The sequence below is a fragment of the Ancylobacter aquaticus genome, from assembly GCF_004339465.1.
Lineage (GTDB): Bacteria > Pseudomonadota > Alphaproteobacteria > Rhizobiales > Xanthobacteraceae > Ancylobacter > Ancylobacter aquaticus.
Genome location: NZ_SMFY01000003.1, coordinates 21,634 through 45,534 on the forward strand (window position 1 = coordinate 21,634; position 23,901 = coordinate 45,534).

General features: G+C 64.1%; 24 protein-coding genes and 1 pseudogene. 12 read left to right on the top strand and 13 right to left on the bottom strand.

Annotation, left to right across the window (positions count from 1 at the left end; translation table 11 throughout):
* Positions 1-13: 13 nt before the first annotated feature.
* Entirely contained in the window at positions 14-1,165 is a 1,152-nt protein-coding gene (locus EV667_RS16220) for a trans-sulfuration enzyme family protein (protein WP_131836414.1), read from the bottom strand.
* 434 nt (positions 1,166-1,599) lie between these two features.
* On the opposite strand from EV667_RS16220, the gene EV667_RS16225 reads away from it, so the two are divergent.
* A complete protein-coding gene (locus tag EV667_RS16225; protein WP_425359041.1) occupies positions 1,600-2,115 on the top strand; it encodes a sigma-70 family RNA polymerase sigma factor in 516 nt (171 codons plus the stop codon).
* 32 nt (positions 2,116-2,147) lie between these two features.
* On the opposite strand, the gene EV667_RS16230 is transcribed toward EV667_RS16225, so the two are convergent.
* Entirely contained in the window at positions 2,148-2,858 is a 711-nt protein-coding gene (locus tag EV667_RS16230) for a DUF1223 domain-containing protein (RefSeq protein WP_131836415.1), read from the bottom strand.
* Between the two features lie 237 nt (positions 2,859-3,095).
* On the opposite strand from EV667_RS16230, the gene mtnK reads away from it, so the two are divergent.
* Positions 3,096-4,361, top strand: coding sequence for an S-methyl-5-thioribose kinase (gene mtnK, locus EV667_RS16235; RefSeq protein ID WP_131836416.1), 1,266 nt, complete (start codon positions 3,096-3,098; stop codon positions 4,359-4,361).
* Between the two features lie 44 nt (positions 4,362-4,405).
* Here the strand turns inward: mtnK and EV667_RS16240 are convergent, their stop codons facing one another.
* Complete coding sequence (locus tag EV667_RS16240) at positions 4,406-4,891, bottom strand: PRC-barrel domain-containing protein (RefSeq protein WP_131836417.1); 486 nt, start codon at positions 4,889-4,891, stop codon at positions 4,406-4,408.
* Between the two features lie 118 nt (positions 4,892-5,009).
* Here EV667_RS16240 and EV667_RS16245 point away from each other — a divergent pair, with 118 nt between their 5' ends.
* Genes EV667_RS16245 through EV667_RS16255 form a run of 3 tightly spaced genes read left to right on the top strand, consistent with a single transcriptional unit; the run spans position 5,010 to position 8,547 of the window.
* Positions 5,010-5,663, top strand: a complete 654-nt coding sequence (locus tag EV667_RS16245; RefSeq protein ID WP_131836418.1) for a cytochrome b/b6 domain-containing protein — start codon at positions 5,010-5,012, stop codon at positions 5,661-5,663.
* An 11-nt stretch (positions 5,664-5,674) separates the two neighbouring features.
* A complete protein-coding gene (locus EV667_RS16250) occupies positions 5,675-6,466 on the top strand; it encodes a molybdopterin-dependent oxidoreductase (RefSeq protein WP_131836419.1) in 792 nt (263 codons plus the stop codon).
* 56 nt (positions 6,467-6,522) lie between these two features.
* Entirely contained in the window at positions 6,523-8,547 is a 2,025-nt protein-coding gene (locus EV667_RS16255; protein ID WP_131836420.1) for a hypothetical protein, read from the top strand.
* Here EV667_RS16255 and EV667_RS16260 read toward each other — a convergent pair.
* From EV667_RS16260 to EV667_RS16270, 3 genes are read right to left on the bottom strand one after another with little or no spacing between them, the layout of a single operon-like run.
* Positions 8,532-9,338, bottom strand: coding sequence for an SDR family NAD(P)-dependent oxidoreductase (locus tag EV667_RS16260; RefSeq protein ID WP_131836421.1), 807 nt, complete (start codon positions 9,336-9,338; stop codon positions 8,532-8,534). The genes EV667_RS16255 and EV667_RS16260 overlap by 16 nt on opposite strands.
* The gene (gene yghU, locus EV667_RS16265) at positions 9,335-10,213 is read right to left on the bottom strand and encodes a glutathione-dependent disulfide-bond oxidoreductase (protein ID WP_131836422.1); all 879 of its coding nucleotides are present in this window, start codon (positions 10,211-10,213) and stop codon (positions 9,335-9,337) included. Before yghU ends, EV667_RS16260 begins: the two co-directional genes overlap by 4 nt.
* A gap of 30 nt (positions 10,214-10,243) precedes the next feature.
* Positions 10,244-10,948, bottom strand: a complete 705-nt coding sequence (locus EV667_RS16270) for a glutathione S-transferase family protein (protein WP_131836810.1) — start codon at positions 10,946-10,948, stop codon at positions 10,244-10,246.
* Between the two features lie 180 nt (positions 10,949-11,128).
* Here EV667_RS16270 and EV667_RS16275 point away from each other — a divergent pair, with 180 nt between their 5' ends.
* Positions 11,129-11,713, top strand: coding sequence for a TetR/AcrR family transcriptional regulator (locus EV667_RS16275; RefSeq protein WP_342636725.1), 585 nt, complete (start codon positions 11,129-11,131; stop codon positions 11,711-11,713).
* The gene (locus EV667_RS16280; RefSeq protein WP_245516204.1) at positions 11,710-11,982 is read left to right on the top strand and encodes a DUF3768 domain-containing protein; all 273 of its coding nucleotides are present in this window, start codon (positions 11,710-11,712) and stop codon (positions 11,980-11,982) included. Before EV667_RS16275 ends, EV667_RS16280 begins: the two co-directional genes overlap by 4 nt.
* Before the next feature lie 234 nt (positions 11,983-12,216).
* On the opposite strand, the gene EV667_RS23235 is transcribed toward EV667_RS16280, so the two are convergent.
* Positions 12,217-12,540 carry a GMC oxidoreductase gene (locus EV667_RS23235; RefSeq protein ID WP_207907782.1) on the bottom strand — a complete coding sequence of 108 codons (324 nt, stop codon included), beginning with the start codon at positions 12,538-12,540 and terminating at the stop codon, positions 12,217-12,219.
* A gap of 22 nt (positions 12,541-12,562) precedes the next feature.
* On the opposite strand from EV667_RS23235, the gene EV667_RS16290 reads away from it, so the two are divergent.
* Positions 12,563-13,537 (top strand): GlxA family transcriptional regulator, encoded by a 975-nt coding sequence (locus tag EV667_RS16290; RefSeq protein ID WP_131836425.1) that lies wholly within the window; start codon positions 12,563-12,565, stop codon positions 13,535-13,537.
* Positions 13,538-13,555: 18 nt separating this feature from the next.
* Here EV667_RS16290 and EV667_RS16295 read toward each other — a convergent pair whose 3' ends face one another.
* From EV667_RS16295 to EV667_RS16315, 5 genes are all read right to left on the bottom strand, one after another.
* Positions 13,556-14,911, bottom strand: a complete 1,356-nt coding sequence (locus EV667_RS16295) for an MmgE/PrpD family protein (RefSeq protein ID WP_131836426.1) — start codon at positions 14,909-14,911, stop codon at positions 13,556-13,558.
* Positions 14,912-14,924: 13 nt separating this feature from the next.
* Entirely contained in the window at positions 14,925-15,806 is an 882-nt protein-coding gene (locus EV667_RS16300) for a glycine betaine ABC transporter substrate-binding protein (protein ID WP_245516205.1), read from the bottom strand.
* 543 nt (positions 15,807-16,349) lie between these two features.
* Positions 16,350-17,858, bottom strand: coding sequence for a tripartite tricarboxylate transporter permease (locus tag EV667_RS16305; RefSeq protein WP_131836427.1), 1,509 nt, complete (start codon positions 17,856-17,858; stop codon positions 16,350-16,352).
* A 34-nt stretch (positions 17,859-17,892) separates the two neighbouring features.
* Entirely contained in the window at positions 17,893-18,366 is a 474-nt protein-coding gene (locus EV667_RS16310; protein WP_131836428.1) for a tripartite tricarboxylate transporter TctB family protein, read from the bottom strand.
* Positions 18,367-18,430: 64 nt separating this feature from the next.
* A complete protein-coding gene (locus EV667_RS16315) occupies positions 18,431-19,423 on the bottom strand; it encodes a Bug family tripartite tricarboxylate transporter substrate binding protein (RefSeq protein ID WP_131836429.1) in 993 nt (330 codons plus the stop codon).
* 332 nt (positions 19,424-19,755) lie between these two features.
* Between EV667_RS16315 and EV667_RS16320 the strand changes: the two genes are divergently transcribed.
* From EV667_RS16320 to EV667_RS16335, 4 genes are all read left to right on the top strand, one after another.
* A complete protein-coding gene (locus EV667_RS16320) occupies positions 19,756-20,472 on the top strand; it encodes a GntR family transcriptional regulator (protein WP_165901631.1) in 717 nt (238 codons plus the stop codon).
* A gap of 72 nt (positions 20,473-20,544) precedes the next feature.
* Positions 20,545-21,549: a PdxA family dehydrogenase gene (locus EV667_RS16325; RefSeq protein WP_131836431.1), complete on the top strand. Its 1,005-nt coding sequence runs from the start codon at positions 20,545-20,547 to the stop codon at positions 21,547-21,549.
* Between the two features lie 4 nt (positions 21,550-21,553).
* A complete protein-coding gene (locus EV667_RS16330; RefSeq protein ID WP_131836432.1) occupies positions 21,554-22,510 on the top strand; it encodes a sugar phosphate isomerase/epimerase family protein in 957 nt (318 codons plus the stop codon).
* Position 22,511: 1 nt separating this feature from the next.
* Complete coding sequence (locus EV667_RS16335; protein WP_131836433.1) at positions 22,512-23,174, top strand: aspartate/glutamate racemase family protein; 663 nt, start codon at positions 22,512-22,514, stop codon at positions 23,172-23,174.
* A 177-nt stretch (positions 23,175-23,351) separates the two neighbouring features.
* Here EV667_RS16335 and EV667_RS16340 read toward each other — a convergent pair.
* Positions 23,352-23,866: pseudogene (locus EV667_RS16340) on the bottom strand (tyrosine-type recombinase/integrase).
* Between the last annotated feature and the right edge of the window lie 35 nt (positions 23,867-23,901).

Below are 23,901 nucleotides of genomic sequence, written 5' to 3' on the forward strand. Positions count from 1 at the left end.
TCTCCGCGGATCGCTAGAGCAGCAGGTCGAGGGACTGGAGAAGGTCCCGGTAGAGATCGTCGGCATCCTCGAGGCCTATGGAGAGACGCAGGAGGTCTTCGGGACAGGTCGATCCCTCGCCTTCGATCGACAGCCGATGCTCGACCAGGCTTTCGATTCCACCGAACGAAGTGGCCCGCCGCCAGAGCTGCACATTCGCGGCTACCGCGATGGCGGCTTTCGCGCCACCCTTCACCCGCACCGACAGCATTCCGCCGAAGCCATTCGCCATCTGCCGGGCGGCAGTCGCATATCCGGGATGGTGTGGAAGTCCCGGATAGAGCACCGTTTCGATCGCCGGATGCAAGGAGAGCCGGTCAGCAAGGATCGCCGCGCTCCGACTTTGCTCCTTCACGCGCAGATCAAGCGTGCGCAGGCCGCGCATCAGCAACCATGCGTCGAAAGAGCCGGGAACGGTGCCGGACTGGTCGCGCGTATCCTTCGCACGCAGCCAGAGTTCCGAGCGGTCGGCCGTGGCCAACACGCCGGCGACCACGTCGGAATGGCCATTGAGGTATTTGGTCGCCGAATGCATGACGATGTCGGCACCGAAATCCAGCGGTCGGGTCAATACAGGGGTCGCGACTGTCGAGTCGACGCAGACCTGTGCCCCGGCACGATGGGCATAGTCGGCAACGGCGGCAATGTCGGTGATTGTCCAGAGTGGATTGCTCGGGGTTTCGATCCACACCAGCCCTGTCCTGCCGGGGCGGACGGCCGCACGAAATTCGTCCAACCGGGACATGTCGACAAAGGTGATGTCATGCCCGTAGCGGGATGCGCCCTGCAGCCAGATACGCAGCCCCCAGTACATCGCGCTCGGCACGACGATGTGCGTGGGTGGGAGCGCCGTGAAGATGGCGGTTGCAGCCGCCATGCCCGAACCGAACAGCATCGCTTCCTGCGCGTGTTCGAGTTCGGCAACGTACCGTTCAGCCTGCTGAACCGACGCGTTGTCCTTGCGGCCATAAACGCGGCCGGCGCTGTACCCGTTGTCATGGTCGCGCGTATAGGTCGCGCTCATGTCGATGGAGGGCGTCAACGCCGTCAGCGATGGGCGCCCCACGCCCAAAGCGCGGGCGGCGACAGTGCGCGGCGTAACATTTCGAGTGGGACGGTCGTCCATGGAACCTGCGATTGGTCGGCATCCGGGATGAAACCAGGCGCATTCCGCCTGGGCGGTTTAAGCGCCTTGAAGTGTCTACGCAGCGAGTGGCGGCTTCGTTACAGCGGCCTTGCATTTTTCCGTCAGCGGTTCCGGTCAGAGTGCCAGGGCCATCCCGGTTCGCGCTCACGCAGGAATCGTCCGCTGGCAAATCCCAACGGGCACGGTCTTCGCAGCCATGAAAGGGAGATTTTCTGCCGGCTGAAAACGCAGGCGCCGTGTGCGCCGCCCCGCCTGTCTCGCAACTGTCTGAATTTGACGGCATGGCTATGGGAGCGAGCGTCTTGGTATTTTAGATCGTACGATATAAAACTGCCTTGGCTGAGCTTGATGACGGGATTCATACGGGAGCGTGCGTGAGGCAAGCGAGTCGCGAGGGTGAATGGTCGACGAGCATGCGCGCCGCTCTGGCCGGCGACGCGGATGCCTATCGCCGTTTTCTTCATGCCGTGACGCCGCACCTGCGCACGCTGGCCCGCCAAAGCTGCGCGCGTTTCGGCGCACCGGCTACCGATGCCGAAGACGCGGTTCAGGAAGCTTTGCTGGCCATCCACCTTAAAAGGAGCACATGGGACCCGGCACGGCCGATTACTCCATGGATCTCGGTGATCGTCCGCAACAAGCTCATCGACGTGCTGCGGCGTTCCGGCCAAGGGACCGTTCCCATTGACGACCTCGTCGATATGCTGCCGGCAAATGACGCTTTCGCCTGTGCTGAACCGGGTGAGGTGGAGCGTCTGATGGGAAAGTTGAAGACGCAGCAGCGCGCGGTCATCCAGGCGGTTACGGTCGAAGGCTGCTCGGCGCGCGAGGCCGCCACCCTTCTCGGCATGAGCGAAACGGGAGTCCGGGTGTCGCTGCACAGGGCCTTGAGGGCGCTCGCGGCGCTCTACCAGACGCATGCCGGCTGAGCGTGTTCCGGTGAAGTTGCAGGTGGAAGGCTTTACTGCGTCGCCGCAGCAATGACGGGACCGCCGCCACTCTCCTGCACCAGAATGGCCGCCTTCAGTCCCGCCGGCGTCGCCCGAGTGGTGAAGCTGGTGGCCCGGCCGTCCCATCCCCCGAGACGGACGAGGTTATGGACCACATGGCTGTGCGGCAGCGTGCGCCCGGAATTCTCACCACGCCGCACCGGGACCTGGACCACGCCCGGATCGTACCAGACCAGCCAAACGTCACTTGGCGCGCGCAACGCGGCGGCGCCGATGCCCACACGCTCAGGAGCGAGGGTCAGCGTCGGGCCGCGCTTGCGCGGGCTCGCCCCGATCAGCTGGCGCATCTGTGCCAGATCGAACCCGATGGCGCTCGCACGCCCATCCACCACCATCTGCGGCGTGAAGGGCCCGCTCTGCCCCAGCTTCGGCTCGTAGGTCACTTGCCGCTCGGTATATTCACGCCGCCCGAACACGTCTTTCCAGCCAAGATAGTCCCAGTAGGTCACGCTGAAACTCAGTGCGAGCACGTCGTCGCGCGCCGCGAGCGCGATGAGATTGGCGTTGGCAGGCGGGCAAGACGAGCATCCCTGGCTCGTAAAGAGTTCGACGACGACGGGCTGCCGTTCCGGCGTAACCACGGTTTCGGCGGCGGCCCGAGATATCGAAGCGCAGAGCAGAACGGCGGTCAGAACAGTGACGGGAAGAGAGAGGGGTTTCATCGGAACTCCGATCGCTGTGCGGCGACCCATGCGGCCGGCTTCTGCCATTCGCGGGTTCCGTTTCGATTGTTACCGAGACACGCGCTTGTGTTGGCCGCTCGCCGAGCCGGACTGCTGCGCTCTGACCCGTTCACCAATCCGTGATCGGTGTAATGAACGGCGCCTTGCCCGCGTAGGTACTTCTGCGAGGCGCCCTGCGGGCACGTCCGGTCCTCGCGCCATACTGCGGAGACAGACATGCTCACCAGATCTCCCTATGAGCCGCTAACGCCGACCACGATGCCCGCCCGGCTGGGCGGCCTGCCGGAAATGACACGCAGGCTCGGCCCTTCGGCCGAGTGGCGGGTGCGCGAGGTCGGCGACGGCAACCTCAACCTCGTCTTTATCGTGGAAGGACCGGCCGGTTCGCTGGTGGTGAAACAGGCGCTGCCTTATGCGCGCGTGGTTGGCGAGAGCTGGCCGATGTCGCTCGATCGCGCCTATTTCGAACATGAGGCCAGCATGCGCCTCGGTGCCCGCGATCCCGGCCGCATGCCTCACATGCACCTGTTCGACCGCGAGCAGGCCGTCCAGATCATGGAGCATCTCACCCCGCACATCATTTTGCGCAGGGGCCTGATCGACGGCACGCGCTATCCGATGCTGGGCGGGCATCTCGGCCGCTATCTCGCGCGCACGCTGTTCCGCGGATCGGACTGGTCGATGGAAACAGCACGCCGGAAGGCGGATGTGGCGTTGTTTGCCGGCAATGTAGAGCTGTGTGGCATCACCGAGGATCTGTTCTTTACCGACCCATTCCACGATTGCGTGCGCAATCGCCACAATCCGCTTCTCGATCGCGACGTCATTGAACTTCGTGGCGACCGGGCGCTGAAGCTTGCGGCACTCCGCATGAAGACCCGTTTCTGCACCAGCGCGCAGACGCTGCTGCACGGAGACCTTCATACCGGCTCGATCATGGTCAGCGCCGAGGACAGCCGGGTCATCGACGCCGAATTCGCCACCTATGGGCCGATCGGCTTCGACATCGGGTCGCTGCTCGCCAATCTCTGGATGGCATGTCTCGCACAAGGCGCGTTGCGGCCGAGCGACGACGAGGCAACCTCCTATCGCGGCTGGATCCTCGCTCTCGCCGAGACCGTGTGGAAGGTTTTCGTCGCTGAATTTACGCATCTATGGCTCACCGAGCGTTCCGGAATCCTCGGCGGGCGGGAACTGCTGGAGCATCAGGATGATGCCGAAGGTGCCGCGCTTGCCCTGAACGCCCTGCTCGACGAGATCTGGCGCGACACGATTGGCTTTGCCGGCATTGAGATGCATCGTCGCGTTGTTGGGCTCGCCCATATTGCCGAGTTCGAGGCCATCGCGGACGAGGAACTGCGGGCCGGCTGCGAGCGTCGCGCGCTCCGTCTCGGTCGCGCACTTGCCGTCGAGCCGGAGCGCTTTTCTGACATCGCCGATGTGAGTGCGCTGGTAGCGGAACTTGCCGGACGCGACCGATGATAAATCATCAGCCGCGCCGCGACGCCGTGCCGTCTCCGCCGGATTCAGCGACGCGAGATTGCGATGAGGATGATATCGTCCGCCGGGATCGGTGTGCCCTCGCCATCCTTCCAGCTCGGCAGTGCAGGAAAGTCGTCTCGCGGAATGTCCAGCACGTTCAGGTGCCGGGCGAGGATCGCCACCGTCTCGATGGGAACGCCGACCGGGCGTCCGCCATAGCCGAACCAGCCGCCGAACGGCATCACCAGCACGATCCGGCCATCGGCGGTACGAACCACCTTCTCGACATAGCCGAGGATACGATCGTCGTAGTCCTGCATTGGCAGCCCGATGAGGTCGCCGACGCGCACCTTCTGCGGGAAGCGGCGGTTCATGCGTTGCTCGGGAGTGAGCCCGTCCTGCGCCTGCGTCGGCTGCGTATGGGCACCGCCTTCGGCGCGCATCGGCGGGGGATCATCCGCGTGGGCGCCGCCCGGCGCGACGCCGAGGACGGACACGCCGAGAAGAACAGAGAACAACGTGGCCTTCATGGCGGGCACCCTTCATTCGAAATAATGATCAGGCGCCGAAGATAGTAATATCTTTGCGTAGATACAAGTATAATATTGATTATACGGCTATTCATTATACAAATATGGAAAAAGTAAGATGAATACGCAAAAGAAAATGCATCCTCTGCCCATAAGACTCATGCATTGGACCAATGCGATCGCAATGATAATTATGATCATGAGCGGATGGAAGATTTACAATGACGAGGTGATTTTCGGATTTCTGCACTTCCCCGACGCGATCACGCTCGGCCCCTGGGCCCAGCACGGCCTGCAATGGCATTTCTTCGGCATGTGGGTTCTCGCACTGAACGGGCTTGCCTATCTGGCCTACGGGGTGATTTCTGGCCGCTTCCGCCGGTTGCTGCTGCCGATCTCACCGCGTGAGGTGATCCGCGAAGCGCTGGCCGCGCTCACCTTCAAGCTCCAGCATGCCGACCTCACGCACTACAATGCGGTGCAGAAGACGCTGTATGTCGGCGTCATACTGGTGATCATCCTGCAGGTGATTTCCGGCCTCGCCATCTGGAAGCCGGTGCAGTTTTCGTTCCTCGTCTCGCTGTTCGGCGATTTCCAGGGCGCGCGCATCGTGCATTTCTTCGGCATGACGGCGATATGCCTGTTCATGGTCGTGCACATCGCGCTCGCCCTGCTCGTGCCCCGCACCATTCTGGCGATGCTTACCGGCGGCCCGAGGGTCGATGTCCGGCCGGCCGATGCGCCCGTCTCCATCAATTCCCCGAACATGTGACGGATCGCACCATGTCCATCATCCGACGCTCGACTTCATTGTTCCAGCCGCGCCGCGGCCCGGAGCAGCGCATCCTCACCGAGAACCGCGCGCTGATCGAGGATATCGACCGTCGCAAGCTGCTGCGCGGCGCGGTGAGCCTCGGCGCGCTATCCATGCTGACCGGATGCGACGTCGCCGAGCAGCCGCAGGTCCAGAGCGTGCTGCGCACGGTCTCCTCTTTCAACGACCGGGTGCAGGCGGCAATCTTCGATCCGAACCGGCTGGCGCCCACCTATTCGGAGGCGCAGGTGGTGAATCCGCCGCGCTTCAACGCCTACTACGAGATTGAGAACGTCAAGCCGATCGATATTTCCGGCTGGAAGCTGGAGCTTGCGGGCCTCATCAACGACAGGCGCCCGTGGAACATTGAACAGATCTATGCCCTTCCCGAGCAGGAAGAGATCATCAAGCACATCTGTGTCGAGGGATGGGACTATATTGGCCAGTGGTCCGGCCCTAACCTCAGGCATTTCCTGACGCTGGTAGGCGCCGACCTGACGGCGAAATACGTCGCCTTCCACGGCAATGACGATTATCTGGAAGTCATCGACATGCCCTCGGCGCTGCATCCGCAGACCATTCTGGCCACAAAATACGCCCGCGAGCCGATCACCGATCCGTTTGGCTACCCGTTGCGCCTGCGCACCGCCGTGAAGCTAGGCTTCAAGAACCCGAAATGGATACGAGCCATCGAAGTCACCAATACCTACCAGGAGGGGTTCTGGGAGAAGCAGGGCTTCAACTGGTTCAGCGGGCTGTGAGCGTGCCGACGCCCCGGCATCGCGATGAACCCGTTGCAGCCGGATGCGGATAGGCGATGTTCTCGCTTATTTCGGCCCTTCTCTGCGCCGCCGTCGGCCTCCTGCTCTGGACCGGCGTCGGCTATGTGCTGGCGCGCCGCCTGGCGCTTGGCCATGGGCTGGCGCTGCCGGTCGCGCCGGCGCTCGGCTGGGCGGTGCAGAACGCGGTCGCGCTGGCGCTGGGGCAATTGATCGGCTTCTCGCCCGTCGCGACGATCGGCGCGGCGGTGCTGCTGTGCTCCGTCCTTCTGGTGAAGAGGCACTCGCTGGATGAGCCCTCGGCCAGCACAGACGCTGTGCCCTGGTGGCTCTTTGCCATGGCCGCGGTGGTGGCCATGGCTCCCGCCCTGGCCGTGCTGCCGAAGCAGGTCGCGGAGGGCGTCATCCTCGCGCCCGCCATCTTTGATCACTCGAAGATCGCGCTGATCGACGAGATCGTTCGGGGTGGGGTGCCCCCAGTCAATCCATTCTTCGGGCCCACCGGCCAGTCAGCGGACGTCGCCTATTACTATCTCTGGCATTTCGGCGCCGCCCAGCTTGCTGGCCTGACGGGCGCAACCGGCTGGGAGGCGGACGCAGCGGCGAGCTGGTTCACGGCGTTCTCGACCCTCGCGCTCATGGCGGGTCTCGCGCGCTACCTCAGTGGTTCGCGGCTTGCTCCGGCCATCGCCCTCGCGCTGTGCTGCACCGGCTCGTTGCGGCCAGTCCTCGAGGCCATCGTCGGCGGTACCGCGCTTGAAGCTCTGCTAAAGCCCGCCAGCGGTTTTGCCGGCTGGCTGTTCCAGTCGAGCTGGAGTCCGCATCATGTCGCGGCGGCGGGTTGCCTCGTCACGGCCACGCTGCTGGTCACGCGCCTCACGCGCAACCCAAATCTCCTCTCGACCGTGATACTGGCCCTTGTCATGTCGGCCGGCTTCCAGAGTTCGATCTGGGTCGGCGGGGTGGTGATGGCGCTTGTCGCCGCCGCGCTCGTGCCTCTGATGCTGTCCTCGATCCCGCTCCCGGCGTGGCCGCGCTTTGTCGGGGCGGGGGTCGCGGCAGGGCTGCTCGCCCTCGCAATCGCCTCGCCGCTTCTCGTCGCCCAGTACCATGCCGCGCTGCTGCGGGCGGCTGGAAGCCCGGTAGCGGTTGTGCCCTATGCGGTGCTCGGTCCGCTGGCGGAAGCTGCCCTCGGCGGGGCGGGTAACATGGCGGCCTATTGGCTGGTGCTGCTCGTCGTCGAATTTCCGCTCGTCTATATCGCGGGCACCCTGACGCTGGCGCGCATGGCCACGGAGCGCGAGGAGGACGATGTGCGCCGGATCGATGTCCACGCGCTGCTCACCGTCGTCGCGGTCAGTCTCGCGTCGAGCTGGCTGCTCGTCAGCACGGTCGGCGACAATAACGATCTCGGCTGGCGCGCGGTGCTACCTGCGCTACTGGTGTTGACGGCTGCCGCTGCAGCGGGGATTGCGCGCTGGGTCGAACAACGCACCCGCCTTGTGGCCAGCCTCGCAGTGGCGGCCTTCGCGGCGAGCGTGCCAGCCGGCGCCATCATCATCGCCGGCAACGCGAGGGGCGAGCTGTCGCCCTCGGCAGAGGCGTTTGCGAAGGCACCCGCCATGTGGGCGGCGGTACGGCGCCACACGCCCGAAGACGCACGGGTCGCAAACAACCCCGGCCTGTTCGCCGACATGACGCCGTGGCCGGTCAACATTTCCTGGGCGCTGCTTGGCGATCGCCGCTCGTGTTTCGCCGGCAACGAACTGGCGATCGCTTTCGCCCCGCTTTCGCCAGAACGCCGGGCCGAGATTTCAGGCCGGTTTCTCCGCACCTTCGCCGGCGGTGGATCGCCCGACGACGTCCGCGCTCTGGCCGAGACCTATGGCTGCGGCACTGTGCTGCTCACCGCCCTCGACGGCGCCTGGGCGAACGACCCGTTCGCCGCCAATCGGTTCTACCGGCTGGCCGAGGCGCAGGCGGGTGCGTGGCGCGTCTATGTCGCCGTCCCGTCCTCGGACGACGATGCGCCACCGAATTCCGCCGGTCAGAGCGCCGAGTGATCCTTCACCGCTTCCTCGAGCGCCGGCTTCAATCCGAGAAAGCGTTCGTCGACGGCAGCCGGATTGTCGCGGTTGAGCGCGATCATCTGAGCACGGGTCTCGCCGCCCCGGATCACCTCGAACGCGTTCTCCTCGATGCCGGCGACAATGGCGTCGGCGACAGCCGAGGCCGGCTCGCGCGCGAATCCGAGCTCGGGACCGGCGCGATTGGACTTCATCATCGGCGTGTCCGTGCCGCCGGGATAGGCGGTCAGCACATGGATGCCTTCGCCCTTTAGCTCGCGTCGCATCGCCTCGCCGAAGCGGGCGAGACCGGCCTTGGTCGCGGCATAGGTCGCGTAGAATGGCGCACCGACCAGAGCGATGCCGGAAGCGATGTTCACGATGACGGCGTCGCCGCTGGCCCGCAACGCCGGCAACGCCGCGCGCGTCAGCAGGATCGGTGCCACGAGATCGACCTCGATCATCGCCTGCAGTTCAGCCTCGGGGGTGTTTTCAAGACGTCCGGCCCGGACGCCGCCGGCGTTGTTGACGAGGATATCGAGCCCACCGAGCGCGTCGATGGCCTGCTTGAGAGTTGCCGCGCGCCCCTCTGGCGTCGCCACGTCGGCGACAATGCCATGGATGCAAGAGCCGCTCGACTGCAGGTTCCGTACCGCTGTCGCCACGACCTCCGCCCGTCGGCCGCTAATGGCGACCTTCGCGCCCTTGGCCAGCAGCGCTTGCGCGAGAGCAAGGCCGATGCCGCTTGAGCCACCGGTGATCAGGACACGCTTGCCGTCGATCTTCATGATTGTGTTCCCTCTATTTTGTCCTGCGTCCTGGTCTCGAAATCGCTGGCGTCGTGGCGTTCGCGGAGCTGTTCGGAAGGATCGCCGCTCGTGCGATTGACCATGCGGCCGCGCGTCACGGCCGGTCGCGCGAAAACGGCATCGGCCCAGCGCTGTACGTTTGCGTAGCCCTGCACCGACAGGAATTCGGCGGCGCCGTACTGCCAGCCTTTGGCGAGGCCGCCATACCAGGGAAACACCGCGATATCAGCGATGGTGTAGTCGGCGCCGCCGAGATATTCGCTCTCGCTCAGGCGTCGATCCAGAACGTCCAGCTGACGCTTGACCTCCATGGCGAAGCGGTCGATCGCGTATTCGATCTTGATCGGCGCATAGGCGTAGAAATGGCCGAAGCCGCCGCCTAGATAGGGCGCGCTTCCCATCTGCCAGAACAGCCAGGACAGGCATTCGGCGCGTGCCGGCTGTTCGGCCGGCAGGAAGGCGCCGAACTTTTCGGCGAGGTAGAGGAGAATCGAGCCGGATTCGAACACCCGCACCGGGGTCGGCCCGCTGCGGTCCACCAGCGCCGGGATCTTGGAGTTGGGGTTGGCCTCGACGAAGCCGCTGCCGAACTGGTCGCCCTCGCCGATGCGGATCAGCCAGGCGTCGTACTCGGCGCCGGCATGCCCGAGCGCGAGCAACTCCTCGAGCATGATGGTGACTTTCACCCCGTTCGGTGTGCCCTGCGAGTACAGCTGGAGCGGATGGCGTCCAACCGGCAGCGCCTTTTCATGCGTCGACCCGGCGGTCGGCCGATTGATGTTGGCGAAGGTGCCCCCGCTCGGCTTGTTCCAGGTCCAGACTTTCGGAGGCCTGTATTCGGACGAATCCGTCATTCTCCAACTCCACAAACGCTTCAGCGCGGATCAGGCAGCCGGGGGATAGTTGGACGGGAAGAGCGCACGCTTGGTCTCCTCGTCGCTCACGCGCTTGAAGGGATGGTCTTTGCCGACCGCGCGCGCGCGGGCTGCCGCCGGGCGCTTGTCGACCGTCTCGAACAGCCGCTTGAGATTGGGAAATGGCGCGAGCGGGTCATCGGCACCCTTGCGCACGCGCGAGGCGCGGTCGAGCCAGCCCCAGGCCGACATATCGGCGATCGTATAGTCGTCCCCGGCGATATAGGTCCGCCCTTCAAGATGGTCGTTCAGCACCTGATAATGCCGCTCGGCCTCGCGGCGGTAACGGTTGAGGGCATAGGCTTCGCCCTCCGGCGCGGCGAACTGGAAGTGAACGGCCTGGCCCGAGAAGGGCCCGAGGCCGGAGGCAAGGAACAGCAGCCACGAAAGCAGCTCGGGCCGATCTGCCGCCTTGCCAAGAAACGTGCCGGTCTTCTCCGCGAGATAAATCAGGATCGCGGTGGAATCGAACACGCGCACTTCCTTGCCCGCCGGACCGTCCGTGTCGATGATTGCCGGCACTTTACCGTTGGGATTTATTGCGCGGAACCCGGGCGTGTGCTGCTCGCCCTTGCTGGTGTCGACAGGGTGGGTTTCGTACGGAAGACCTGCGTCTTCGAGGAACAGGGCGACCTTCGCGGGATTGGGCGTCGGGTGGAAATAGAGACGGATCATCGACATCTCCCGGGTTCTGCGACGTCGTGCGCAGCGGCCGCCTGCGGTATTGGGCGCCACACATTGAGTTTTAGTTCGATCGTTCTATAATGCATCGAGCCGCTGCCGATGGCAAGATGCGGCTCAGACACATCGACAGGTATCGGGATGGCAAGACCGCGGGAATTCGACGAGGAGGCCGTGCTGAATGCGGCGGTGGAGTGCTTCTGGAGTCGCGGCTACGAAGCGACCTCGGTACGTGACCTCATCGAGAAAACAGGCCTGACCGGCGCCAGCCTCTACAATGCCTTCGGCGACAAACGGGCATTTTATCAGCGGGCTCTGGACCATTATGTCGAGACAAGCATCCTGGATCGTATCCGGCGGTGCGAGGCGATGGCGCCGCGTGAGGCCATCGGCTCGTTCTTTGCCGAGATACTGAAACGCTCGCTTGATGACCGCACGCATAGAGGATGCATGCTGGTGAACGCGGCGCTCGACGTGGTGCCGCACGATCCGGGATTCCAGGACATAGTCGCCGGCGTGCTCACCCGGATCGAAGCGTTCTTTCTCGGACGCGTGAGAGCCGGACAGGTCGACGGAACGATCACGCTTGCCCTGCCGGCGGAGGACCTCGCCCGGCATCTGCTGGGGGTCCTGATGGGGTTGCGCGTGCTCGCGCGGGCCCGGCCGGAACGGGCCTTGCTCGAGGGCGTCGTCAGTCCGGCGCTCGCGCTGCTCGATGCGATCGAAACGGCCCGCCCGCCCAGATGTCATGTCGTTTGACGAAATCTGCTGGATGCCCTGGGCGTGCATTTAAGGGGAATGTCAGGCCCACGTACGCGATTGCCCGCGTCCGCCACCATGACGACTTCTCGCCGGACAACGATCCCCATGATGAGCGGGACTTCGGCGCTATCGGCCTGGAGGGTCTCGGCCGCGTCTTCTGGAAGATCGACTACTACGACCCGACCCTGACCCTCGGCAGCGAGGATTCCGCCGACCCCGCCCGCACCCGGCGCGTCCTCACCATCATGCTCGCCAAGGAATATTGAGGGAGGGGCGGCCGCAGCATGAGCTGAGTTCGCTGCGATAATGACGAATGGCCTGTTGGGGGCCGTTTGCAGTCGGTCCGCTTCCCGCACGAAAACGGAGAGAGCCGACATTCCGCATTCTGACCCCGTGGTGGTCGTCTCGGGAGCGGACGAGCCAGACCAATAGTTGTCGCTGAGGCACCGAGGCTTCGGCGCCGTGCATGCACTTAAGGGCGAGCCTGAGTGCAATTGCCCCTAATGTGAGGGAGGGTTAGACGCGGGAATGTCGGGAAATACTGAAAGATCACAGCAAAACAGATTGTCATACTTGTGGAAGCGCAGACTAGTGTCGACTATGCTCTTGCCTTGTTCACCCATTCTCATCCTGCCCCCGAGTGGGCGGTGGCCGAGTGTGACATGTAAATTAGGGACAATACTGGCGTAGCAGAAAAAATCGAGCACCTCTTCGGTAAAGTTTTTTACTTCTTTGTGAAAAGGCATTCCTGTCATTTTTTCGATCGAAACTGAGTATCTATCCCTTTGAAAATATGGGCTGTGCACGAATGCGGCCATCGGCATTGGCGCGCCGCGGGAGAGTGATTTGCTACTCAACAAGGATCACGAACCCTTGCGCTTCGGCTTCCTCCTGGCGCCGCGCTTCTCGATGATGAGCCTGAGCTCCGCAATCGAACCAATCCGCGTTGCCAACCGGCTTCTTGGCCGCAAAGCCTTCGATTGGTGCACATGCAGCACGGACGGCCAGCCCGTGATGGCGTCGAATGATCTGGTTCTTGAGGCCGGGGCGGTTGACGAGGCGACTGACCGCATAGATGCACTCGTGCTGTGCGGCGGCACGCGCCTCACCGCAGCGCAGGAGCGGCCGATCATTCGCGCCCTGCGCAATGCGAACCGGCGCAAGCGCGCCATCGGCGCACTGTCAACGGCCACACATCTTGTTGCGCGCGCTGGACTTCTCGCGGGATACCGCTGCACGATCCACTGGGAAAATCTCCCGGCACTGCGCGAAGAATTTCCAGGCCTGATCGTGACCGAGGCCGTTTACGAGATCGACCGCGACCGGCTGACATCATCGGGTGGCACCACCGCGATGGACATGATGCTGCACATTATCCTCCTGCGGTATGGCCCGGACATCGCCAACGAGGTTGCCGCGCAGTTCCAGCATGCAAAGATCAGGGCGCACAACGAGCCGCAATCAGGCTGGCGGCAGCGTAACCTGACCTACCAGCCTCCGGCGATCCGGCGGGCCACCACCATCATGCGGGAACACATCGAAGATCCCCTGGCCATCCGCGAGATCGCCGATCGGGCGGGCATCAGTGAACGACAAATGGAACGGCTTTTCACGACGCATCTTTCGTTGCGGCCGATGCATTACTACCTGATGCTACGCACCGAGCGCGCCCGCGAACTGCTCAGCTATACCGACAAGCCGTTGGTTGAGATCGCGGTCGCCGCCGGGTTCGGATCGGTCGCGCATTTCTCCAGATGGTTCCTGCACTTCCACGACCAGTTGCCGTCGCAGTATCGCAAGGCAAGCCGGACAGGTGCGTGAGAGGCGGTGCGGCCGCTATTAATTGCGGATCGCGTGCAAAAGGTCGCGGACCGTGGTTCCCGGCCGGCCGAACTGGCTGAGGTAACGCAGGCAGTTGTGGCTCCGCTCTTCACCCCATGCCGGCGTCGTATACAGCAGGAACTTGCGCTCCAGTTCAGCGACGGACAGCGGTGCATCCGGATCGCCACGCGGCTCGCGCGGCGCTGACAAATGGACTGAGCCGTCCTTCAGCCTGATCTCGACGCGAGCGAAGCGCCGAGCGGGAAACAACCGCGAATATTCTCCATCCTCGACATAACGGATCCGCTCCGTGAGCCTGCGCACTTGCGGATCGCCGAGCGCGTCATCCACGACATGCTGGGGCAGCACATCGCCATGGATGAGCGCAACAGCCGTCGGGAACGACGTGCCGTACTGCGCCTGGTCAGTCGTCTCCGGGATGCCTTGAAACAGACGTGTGGCCTCATGGAAGGTGTGAACGATCACCTTGTCGACATCGTCAGGCTCAATCGCATGAGCGGCCTTGAGCTCACGAACACCGTCAATGCCGGCATGCGCCCAGCGGCAGACGGGATAGGGCTTGGTGTATTGCTCCCGGATACGCCAGCGCTCGCCCAGGTCATTCCAAACCTCATCGAGATCCTCGTCGACTACAGACACGGCCGGCGCGCCGGTGAAACCTTCCGAGGCGAGATAGGCTGCCGATACGCCAGCCATCGCTCCCCAGCCCGAACCGTCCTTGACCATCGTCGGATAGTCGACGTCGCGCATTAGCTGGCTGCGCGGACCGTGATACTCCGCAATGCCAAGGGCGTGCTGGAAGCGCGTTTCGTCTAGTTCCAGCAGATGCCCCGCAAGAGCGGCACAGCAGACGGCATTCCAGGCCCCTGACGAGTGATACTCCGGGGCGCTGCTGTGCAGGGCGATGCCCGCCCGCGTGCCGATTTCGTAGCCAGCGATCAGCAGGCGCAGGAAAGTGCCTCCTTTGAGATCAGGTCTGGCCGCTTCGGCGACTGCCAGCAACGACGGCAGTACCGCGCAGCCGACATGTCCCTTGGTGAGCGAGTGTCCATCATGCGCGTCCATGGAGTCGATCACCATTCCGCCCAGCAGCGCAGCGCCCACCGGGTTGGTAAGCGGGCCCCCGATCATCGGCCGGCAGCTTGGCCCGCCATTGATGCCGACCCCGTGAAAATCACCGACATAGCGGACGAGTATGCCTGCCAGCGGCGTGGCGGAACCGGCGACGGCGGTCGCGATCAGATCGACAAGGCACCAGCGCGCCTTGTCCATTAGCTCCTTGGACAGATCCGCCGTCTCGATCGTCAAGAGGAACGTGCGAAGGTCGCCGTCCCGACGCGAAAGCTTGCGCATGATGGCTACGTGCTCAGTTGACGAGGCCGGAGGACTTCAGGAACCCGTTGGCAACCTCGGGGATGGTCTTCTTTTCGACGTCAACCTGGGCGTTGAGCTTGGCCATGACCTCCTCGTTGAGCCGGCTGGAAATGTCCTTCAGCAGCGGCTTGAGCTGAGGGTGTGCTTCCAGCGCCGCTTTGGTGGCTACCGGGGTCATTACCTGCGCAATGTGGTACTGCCGGTCGTCTTCCAGAAGGACGAAGTCGAAGGCTGGGATGCGGCCGTCGGTCGAGAACACGAGACCAACATCGACCTGTCCGTCGCGCAGCGCCTGATAGACGAGGCCGGAATCCATGCGAACGATGTCCGCGCGCGGGAAGGAGAAGCCATAGGCTTCCTGCATGGGCATGAGCCCGTCCTTGCGGCCGTAGAATTCCGCGTTGCAGCCGAAAGTGATCTTCTCTCCCCGATTGACCGCCGCAGCCAGATCGCTGGTCGTCCGCAATCCCCTTGCCTTGGCTGTTTCACGGCGTACCGCGAGGGCATAGGTGTCATTCACGTCCGAGCTGTCGAGCCATTCGAGCCCGTTGGGCGCGTCCAGCTCGTTCAACTTGGCAAGCATCTGTGACCGCGGAATTCCGGGCATCTTGTGGTAATTCACGAGAGCAGGACCGGTATATTCCCAATAGAGGTCGATCTGACCCGAAACCAGGCCTTGACGGACAACGTTGCTTCCGAGTCCTGACGTCAGGGTTGCGCCGATGCCCTTAGACACGAGATACTGCTGGGTAATCTCGCCGGCCAATATATTTTCCGTAAATCCTTTGGCGCCAAGCTTGACATCCGCGGCGATCGCAACAAACGGCATAGCCGTTAGCCACAATCCAACCAAACAGGCAACTATCTTGTTCATGGAACCCTCGATCGGAATGGCTTGATTTTATTTTTTGTCAACGGCTGGCCATTTACGTCTAAGCAAGCCCGACGAATGCACTTGTGCACGCATCGTAGGTCGAGCCGCGCACTGGCGAGCATCAATTATCGACATCAATTTTGTAGAAATCGACATTGCCGCGTCAGCCAGCCGCGATAGCTCCGCGGTTGGACGCGGGGCTACCAGCGAACCGCGACGGCACGCGCGTAAGCAGCAGCCGAGTTCATCGCACCTGACCGCCCCAATGCGTCGCTGCCCTACGGACTGGCAGGTCTTGGCTGCTGCTCGGCAGATAGCCGCCGTTCTACTACCGACCCGAGGCTGTGTGAGAACTCTGTGGCTCGTCGAGCAGGTTGTTGCTGTGGCGCGCGTTTGCTCCGTTCACGCGGTTATCGCCTTGAGGGTTGCAGATGCCTGCCCGTCTGCATCGTCGACGAGACGGTCAGGCATCTGAGACCCTTCACATAAACAGAAGATGGCGCGCATGTCGAAAGCGGGCATTTTCCTCCAGATCATAACCACTCACGCGCGGGCGGTCTTCGCTCGGCGCGAGAGAAAGAGGGTTACATAAGGCAGACCGATGACCACCACGCTGGCCAGCAACAATCCGGCCGAGATCGGGTGCTGGTAGAACACCGCCACATCGCCGCCCGAGGCGATGAGCGCGCGGCGCATGCCGAGTTCCAGCAGCGGGCCGAGCACCACGCCCATGATCAGCGGCACGGCCGGGTATTTCAGCTTTTCCATCACGTAGCCGAGCACGCCGAAGCCAGCCATCACCGCGATGGCGGAGAGGTCGAGGTCGATGCCGTAGATGCCGTAGATGACGATGCCGATGACGCCTGCGAAGAGCAGGCCGCGCTGCACGAAGATCGCCGCCGCCAGGATCGGCGTCAGCAGGATGGTCATGAACACCAGCACCAGATTGCCGATGTAGAAGGTGCCGAACAGGTTCCAGACGAAGTCCCCCTGCTCCTGGAACAGGCGCGGACCCGGCTGCAGGCCGACCATCAGTAGGCCGGCAAGCAGCACGGCAGTGGTCGCCGAGCCCGGCACGCCAAGCGTGAATAGCGTCACCATGGCGCCGTATGAGGCGCTGTTATTGGCCGCCTCCGGCGCGGCGACTCCGTCGAGCGCACCCTTGCCGAACTTCTCGGGCTCCTTGGACATCTTCTTCGCCGCGCCATAGGCCATCATGGTGGCCGCCGTGGCGCCGGCGCCCGGCAGCACGCCCACGAGGAAGCCGATCAGCGAGCCGATGCCGAGCGAGCGGCGGGTGGCGATCAAGTCGCGCCATTTCGGCATCATCGAGCGGTAGGAATAGGAGGCCGCGCCCACCGCGTCGGGGGTGTGCTCCTCCAACGCCAAAAACATCTGGCCAAGGCCGAACATGCCGACCGCGATGAGCGAGAAGTCGAGGCCGTCGAGCAGGAACATGGAGCCGAAGGTGAAGCGGGGCCCGCCCATGATCTGGTCGAGGCCGATCATGCCGATCCACAGGCCGAGGGCGAGCGAGAGGAAGCTCTTCAGATGATCCTCGGTGCCCAGCACGGTGACGAGGGATAACGAGAGCACCATCAGAGCCGTCATCTCGGTCGGGCCGAACATCAGCGCGTAGCTGGACACGAGCTGTGCCATCAGCGTCAGGCCGAGCAGGCCGACGAGGCCGCCGATGAAAGAGGCGTAGGTGGCGAGCCCGAGCGCGCGGCCGGCCTGTCCCTGCTTCGCCAGCGGATAACCATCGAGCACCGTCATCACCGAGGGCGCGTCGCCGGGTATGCCGAGCAGGATCGAGGTCACCGCTCCCCCGAACATCGCCCCGTAGTAGACGCCCGCCAGCATGGCGAGCGCCACCGTTGGCTCGAAGCCGACCGCGACGGGGAGCATGATCGCCACGCCCGCCGTCGGGCCAAGACCGGGCAGGGCGCCGATCAGCAGGCCGACGAAGGCGCCGAGCGTGATGGCCAGAAGCATGGCCGGGTCGGTCGCGGCATTGGCGATGCCATGGCCGAGAAGTGCGAGCGTTTCCATGGAACTGTCTCCGGATGAAGGCGGCGCGCTGCCTTCAGAATCCGAGCGGACCGGTGACGAGCGGCGTGCCGATCACCTTGGCGAAGAGGATGTAGCAGAGGACGACCGTGCCGGCCGAAACCAGCACCAGCCGCAGCAGGAACAAGCGGTCGCGGCGGTGGGATTCCTCGGTGACGTAGCCGACCCCGACCATGACGGCAAAGGCGGCGAGCCCCATGCCTGTCAGCGGCGCGAGAAAGACGAAAAGCACGATGGCGCCGGTCACGGCGAAGACCGACAGCATGACCACCGGGTCGATCCGTCCTGCGAGCCGCATGCGCCCGGACAGGTCGCGCACCAGCAGCGCCGCCGCGAGGAGGGTCATCATCAGCCCGGCGATGATCGGGAAGAAGCCTGGGCCGGGAATGCCGTTCTGATAGAGGCCGTAGTTCCACGCGCTTACCGTGATGAACAGGCCGAGGCCGAGCAGCACAAGGGTGAAGGCGCGGTCGAGCAGGGCTGTTCCCATACCATCCCTCCAATGAGCAGGGCGGAGCCGGCACCCGGTGCCGGCCCGCGGTGTCGGGACAGGGCTACTTGATCAGCCCGAGGGAGGTCATGAGCGTCTTGTAGTCGGCGTTGCGCTTGTCCATCTCGGCCTGGAAGTCATTGCCGGCGAGATAGAGCGGCACCGAGTCGAAGCGCTGGAGATAGTTGGTCTTCCAGAGATCGCTGTCGAGCGCCTGCTTGATGATGCCCGCCCAGTAAGACACCACCTCGTCCGGCACGTCCTTCGGCATGACGAAGCCGCGCAGCTGCGTGATGGTCACGTCATAGCCGCTCTCGCGGATGGTCGGCACGTCCGGCAACGCCGGGATCCGCTCTTTGGTGCTCACCGCAATAGCGCGCACCTTGCCGTCCTTGATCATCGGCAGCACTTCGCTGGGATTGCCGAACTGCACCTGGATGTGGCCGCCGAGCAGAGCGGTCACCACCTCGCCATCGCCGCCGAAGGGCACGATGTCGGCCTTGATGCCCATCGCGGTCTCCAGGCTCTTCGCCAGCAGCGCCGGGTCAGAGACAATGCCGGTGGTGCCGGATACGATGCGGCCGGCCTTTTTCACGTCCGCTAGCGTCTTGAGCGGCGAATCCGCCTTCACCACCATGATGTACGGGTCTTCGGATACGGCCGCGAGCGGCTTGAAGTCCTTGTAGGAAACCGGGCTCTGGCCGAGCAGCGGCGTGGTGAAGAAGCTCACGCCGATATTGGTCCAGAGATAGGGGTCCTCGGTACGCTTGGCGGCGTAGGTGTAGCCGACGGCGCCGCTGCCGCCGGTGCGGTTCTCGACCAGGAAGTTGGACTTGGTCAGCTTCAGCTTGGTGATGGTGTCAGCGAGCACGCGGGTGATGATATCGCTGCCGCCGCCGGCAGAGCTGGTGACCACGATGGTGACGTCGCGCTCCGGCTCGAAGGCCTTGGCGGCGGGGCTCCAACCCACCGCAGCGGCCAAAAGCGCCAGCGAAGCCACCAGTCCGGCGCGGGCCGGCGAAGAACGTTGAATCCGTGTCGATCGAATTGTCGGCATTTTGGTCCTCCCATCGCGTAAATCTAGCCAATCGCGCCACGTGCAAGACGGCGCCGGGGCCTTTGTTGGGATGCGTCAACGCGCTCTCCGAACCCCAACCAATCGCCGGATCAGAGGATTGTCAACACAAAATTTTCCAAACGGATCCTTGGAGATTCCTCTCTAGGCCTTGTAATTGCTTGATTTTATGCCGCGTCGGCACCGTCACGGATTCTTCGCTCGGCCAAATTCAGGCGCGGAGCCGGCCTATGGGCAGGCGGATTGCCGACACTTTGGCATTATTGTTGACACTGATGTCGGCTTGGGCAAGTTTGGGGATCGAGGAGCGACACATGCCCAATCCCGAAATGCTCTATGACGCAGAAGCCGCTACCGCCTCGTCGATCGCGGACAAGATCTATCGCGAGCTCGAGAACACGATTATCGACGGCGGGCTGGAGCCGGGCGACCGCATCAACGAGAAGGCGCTCGCCGACCAGCGCGGCATCAGCCGCGGCCCGGTGCGCGAGGCTTGCCGCCGGCTGGAGGAAGCCGGGCTTGTCGAGTTCAAGGCCAATCGCGGCTTCTTCGTGCGCGTGCTCGACCTGCAGGACGTGCTGGAGATCTATGACGTGCGCGCCGCGCTGTTCTCCCATGCCGGGCGCATCCTGGCGCGGCGGATCAACCGCGAGCAGATCGCCGAGCTGGCAGAAATGCATGTGCGGATGGAGGCAGCGGTCGCGGCTGGCGAGGCGGATCAGTTCTATGTGCTGAACCGGCGCTTCCACTCGCGCATCATGGCGTTCACGCGCAACAAGCACCTCGCCAGCATCTACGAGAATCTCGACCGCGAGCTGCACATCTGGCGCAAGCGGGCGCTCATCCTCGACGGCAATGTCCGCGCTTCATCGACCGAGCACGCGCTGATCCTCGAAGTATTGAGGAACGGCAATCCCTCGCGCATCGCCGAGGTGCTGCGCGACCACAGCCTCGCGGGGCGCAACCGGCTGCTGCGCACCATGCCGGAGCAGATTGCCCACTTCGAGGGCGTCTGGGACGACGAGGACTGACGCCGCAAGACCGACGCCGCGAGCATCGGCGTCGCGGCCTCGACAGGAAACATCCAAGGAAAGAAGCGGAACATGCGTACCCAGGACGGCAAGCCCATCGTCGCGATCTCCAACGGCGACCCTAGCGGCATCGGCCCGGAGATCGCCCTCAAGGCGATGGTTAGCGAAGAGGTCCGGCAAGCCGCCGCGCCGATCATAATCGGCAGCCCCGAAGTGTATGAGCGCGATCTGGCGCTCGCCGGCGCACCGCTGGAGATTCGGCTGCTCTCCAGCCCTTCCGAGGCCACCGGCGCGCCGGGCACGGTGGAGATCCTGCCCTTCGACAGGCTCGACCTGTCGCTGTGCCCCCGCGGCGAGGTCTCCGCCGAGGCCGGCCGCTACAGCGGCGCCAGCATCGCTCACGCCATCAGCCTCGGCATGGCCGGCGAGGCGCACGCCGTCGTCGTCTCGCCCAACAACAAGCGGGCGATGAAGGACGGCGGCCACGAGCACACCGGCTTCGAGGAGATTTCGCGCCACTACACCGGCGCCAAACGCTCGATCCAGATCCTCATGGGCCGCAAATACAACCTCGCCCGCGTCACCAACCACGTGCCGCTTCGCCAGGTCGCCGATATCTGCACCCGCGACCGCGTGCTCGCCCAGATTCAGGTGCTGAAGGACAGCCTCGCCATGGTCGGCGTGCCCGATCCGGTCATCGGCGTGTCCGGCCTCAACCCGCATAATGGCGAGCACGGGCTGATGGGCACGGAGGAGATGACCGACATCGGGCCGGCCTGCGACGACGCCCGCGCCGAAGGCATCAAGGTCATCGGACCGATCCCGGCCGACACGGTCTTCATCGACATCGACAAGCTCGGTCTCGACATCGTGCTGTCGATGTATCACGACCACGGCAATTCCGGCATCAAGATCCTGGAGTTCGGCCATCTGGTGAACTTCATCGGCGGCCTGCCGATCCCGGTCTTCACCGTCTCGCACGGCACCGCCTTCGACATCGCCGGCAAGGGCATCGCCGGCTCCACCAATATGGAGCTGTCAATCATCGCAGCGGCCAAGAGCATGCGGGCGCTGTGAGCCGATGCTGCGCATAGGAGAGCAGATCTACGGCGCGGGCGTCGTGCATGTGGCGGCCTACTCCACCACCCCGAACGACCCGCTGGAGACGACCGAGCGGCTACTGCGCGACTCTGGCCTGCAGGCCGTCGAGGGCGCCTGGGCGCTGGATGCGGACGGTATGGCCGCTCTGCGCGACGGCTTTGCCTGGTCCGGAACGGACGCCGTGTTCGTGGTCGGCGGCATCATGCGCCGCAAGGGCATCGACCCCAGCGCGGCCGATCTCGAGGCGCGCGCGGAGGCGATGGCGGAGCTAAAGAAGCTCATCGAGACCGCCGCCGGCCTCGGCTGCCGGATGATACTGCTCTGCTCCGGCCCCGACACGGTGCCGGAGCAGCGCGTCGCCGCCATTGACCGCCTCGCCGTCGTGCTGGAGGAGCTGTGCGCGCATGCGAAGGCGGTGCGTCCGCACGATCCGCTTTGGCTGACCCTCGAGCATTTCGACCGCGAACTCGACCAGAAGCGCCTGCTCGGGCCCACGGTCGAAGCCGCCGCGCTCATCGAGAGGGTACGTCGCACACATTCCAATATCGGCCTCACCCTCGACCTCAGCCATATCGTGCAGCTTGGCGAGGATATTGCCGGCGCGGTGGCGGCGGCGCGCGAGGTGACGATCCATGCCCATATCGCCAATTGCGGCCTCGACCGAGCGGCGCTGGCGACCTTCGGCGATTCGCATTGCCGCTTCGGCGCGCAGGGCGGGGCGGTCGGCGTCGACGACGCCGTAACCTTCCTCGACGCCCTGGTGCGCAACGGCTACGGCACCCGGCCGCTGCCGACGCGTGTCCCACTGATCAGCGTCGAGATGAAGACACCGGAAGGTGAAACGCCGGAACTCGCCATCGCCGGCGGACTGCGCATGTTGCACCGCGCGGCCGCCATCGCCGATGCCGCGCTTCGACGGCCACGAACGGGGGAATGACATGGCGCCGCGAATTGCCCTGATCCACGCGGTGGAAGTCGCCATCGCGCCGATCACTCTCGCCTTCGCCCAGTTCTGGCCGGCGGCCCGTTGCACCAACCTGTTCGACGACAGCCTCTCGCCGGACCGCGCCGCCGAGGGCGATCTCACCGCCCGCATGAGCCGGCGTATTAACATGCTGGCGGACTATGCCGCGCTGACCGGCGCTGACGGCATTCTCTTCACCTGCTCGGCCTTCGGTCCGGCGATCGAGGAGGCGGCGCGCCGCCTGCCGATTACGGTGCTGAAGCCGAACGAGGCAATGTTCGATCAGGCGCTCGCCGCCGGCCGACGCATCGGTATGCTGGCAACCTTCGGCCCTGCGGTGGCCACCATGGAGGCTGAGTTCCGCGAGGCCGCGCAGGCCGCCGGCTCCGACGCCGAGTTGGAGACTGTGCTGGTCGCCGGTGCGATGGACGCGCTGAAGGGCGGCGACGCAGAAACCCACAATCGGCTGGTGGCCGAGGCGGCGCCCCAGCTGCGCCACTGCGATGCGGTGCTGCTGGCGCACTTCTCCACTTCTCGCGCCAAGGCGGCGGTCGAGGACGCGCTCGGCAGGGAAGTGCTGACCAGCCCGACCTCCGCCGTTACCGCGATGCGCGGCCGTATGGGCGCGAGGAAATGATCATGTTCGGCACCTTCGCCGACAAATTCACTGGTGCAACCGACCTCGCGACATCTTCGCCCGGCCGCCGCCCGGCGTCGCTGGTGACCCGTGCTCCGCACACTTCGTAGCTGCCAGCGTACGTCCGGTCCCGGGAGCGATGCCCGGCATTCTGAACAACGGCAATGGCGGCGCGGCTCAGATTTCCATTGTCTCGGCAAGAGTAAGCGCATCATCTATATCGACACCGAGGTATCGAACGGTGTTTTTGATTTTGGTGTGTCCAAGCAGAATCTGAATAGCTCGGAGATTGCCGGTAGCCTTGTAGATCAGGGCAGCCTTGGTACGGCGGAGCGAATGCGTTCCGTATTCCTCGGGGCGCAGTCCAATCGCCATAACCCGTTCATTGACCAATCCGCGTACTGTCGAGTGCTGAGGTGCCCTTCGTGGTCGACCCGGCTCGGGAACGCGTAGTCGTCGATACAGCCACCACGGCGTTCGAGCCACGCGAGCAGACTTGCCCTCGTGTCTGCGGTGATCTCGAATTGGACGGGCCGGCCGGTCTTCTGCTGGATCACCATTGATCGGGCCCGTATTGCCGAGCCGGAGACAAGCGATCCGATCTTCATCTTGACGAGGTCGCAACCGCGAAGCTTGAGAGACAGTTTTATCAGTCGATTCTGGCGGCCACGAGCGACCAAGATGAGAACTATGCGTTCGCTATAGCCCTATGACGAGTGATGACCCT

Bases quoted from the DNA above. Each gene is read 5' to 3' on its own strand.
- EV667_RS16220 (WP_131836414.1), bottom strand. From the start codon at position 1,165: ATGGACGACCGTCCCACTCGAAATGTTACGCCGCGCACTGTCGCCGCC.
- EV667_RS16225 (WP_425359041.1), top strand. From the start codon at position 1,600: ATGCGCGCCGCTCTGGCCGGCGACGCGGATGCCTATCGCCGTTTTCTT.
- EV667_RS16230 (WP_131836415.1), bottom strand. From the start codon at position 2,858: ATGAAACCCCTCTCTCTTCCCGTCACTGTTCTGACCGCCGTTCTGCTC.
- mtnK (WP_131836416.1), top strand. From the start codon at position 3,096: ATGCTCACCAGATCTCCCTATGAGCCGCTAACGCCGACCACGATGCCC.
- EV667_RS16240 (WP_131836417.1), bottom strand. From the start codon at position 4,891: ATGAAGGCCACGTTGTTCTCTGTTCTTCTCGGCGTGTCCGTCCTCGGC.
- EV667_RS16245 (WP_131836418.1), top strand. From the start codon at position 5,010: ATGAATACGCAAAAGAAAATGCATCCTCTGCCCATAAGACTCATGCAT.
- EV667_RS16250 (WP_131836419.1), top strand. From the start codon at position 5,675: ATGTCCATCATCCGACGCTCGACTTCATTGTTCCAGCCGCGCCGCGGC.
- EV667_RS16255 (WP_131836420.1), top strand. From the start codon at position 6,523: ATGTTCTCGCTTATTTCGGCCCTTCTCTGCGCCGCCGTCGGCCTCCTG.
- EV667_RS16260 (WP_131836421.1), bottom strand. From the start codon at position 9,338: ATGAAGATCGACGGCAAGCGTGTCCTGATCACCGGTGGCTCAAGCGGC.
- yghU (WP_131836422.1), bottom strand. From the start codon at position 10,213: ATGACGGATTCGTCCGAATACAGGCCTCCGAAAGTCTGGACCTGGAAC.
- EV667_RS16270 (WP_131836810.1), bottom strand. From the start codon at position 10,948: ATGATCCGTCTCTATTTCCACCCGACGCCCAATCCCGCGAAGGTCGCC.
- EV667_RS23235 (WP_207907782.1), bottom strand. From the start codon at position 12,540: ATGCCGATGGCCGCATTCGTGCACAGCCCATATTTTCAAAGGGATAGA.
- EV667_RS16295 (WP_131836426.1), bottom strand. From the start codon at position 14,911: ATGCGCAAGCTTTCGCGTCGGGACGGCGACCTTCGCACGTTCCTCTTG.
- EV667_RS16300 (WP_245516205.1), bottom strand. From the start codon at position 15,806: ATGAACAAGATAGTTGCCTGTTTGGTTGGATTGTGGCTAACGGCTATG.
- EV667_RS16305 (WP_131836427.1), bottom strand. From the start codon at position 17,858: ATGGAAACGCTCGCACTTCTCGGCCATGGCATCGCCAATGCCGCGACC.
- EV667_RS16310 (WP_131836428.1), bottom strand. From the start codon at position 18,366: ATGGGAACAGCCCTGCTCGACCGCGCCTTCACCCTTGTGCTGCTCGGC.
- EV667_RS16315 (WP_131836429.1), bottom strand. From the start codon at position 19,423: ATGCCGACAATTCGATCGACACGGATTCAACGTTCTTCGCCGGCCCGC.
- EV667_RS16320 (WP_165901631.1), top strand. From the start codon at position 19,756: ATGCCCAATCCCGAAATGCTCTATGACGCAGAAGCCGCTACCGCCTCG.
- EV667_RS16325 (WP_131836431.1), top strand. From the start codon at position 20,545: ATGCGTACCCAGGACGGCAAGCCCATCGTCGCGATCTCCAACGGCGAC.
- EV667_RS16330 (WP_131836432.1), top strand. From the start codon at position 21,554: ATGCTGCGCATAGGAGAGCAGATCTACGGCGCGGGCGTCGTGCATGTG.
- EV667_RS16335 (WP_131836433.1), top strand. From the start codon at position 22,512: ATGGCGCCGCGAATTGCCCTGATCCACGCGGTGGAAGTCGCCATCGCG.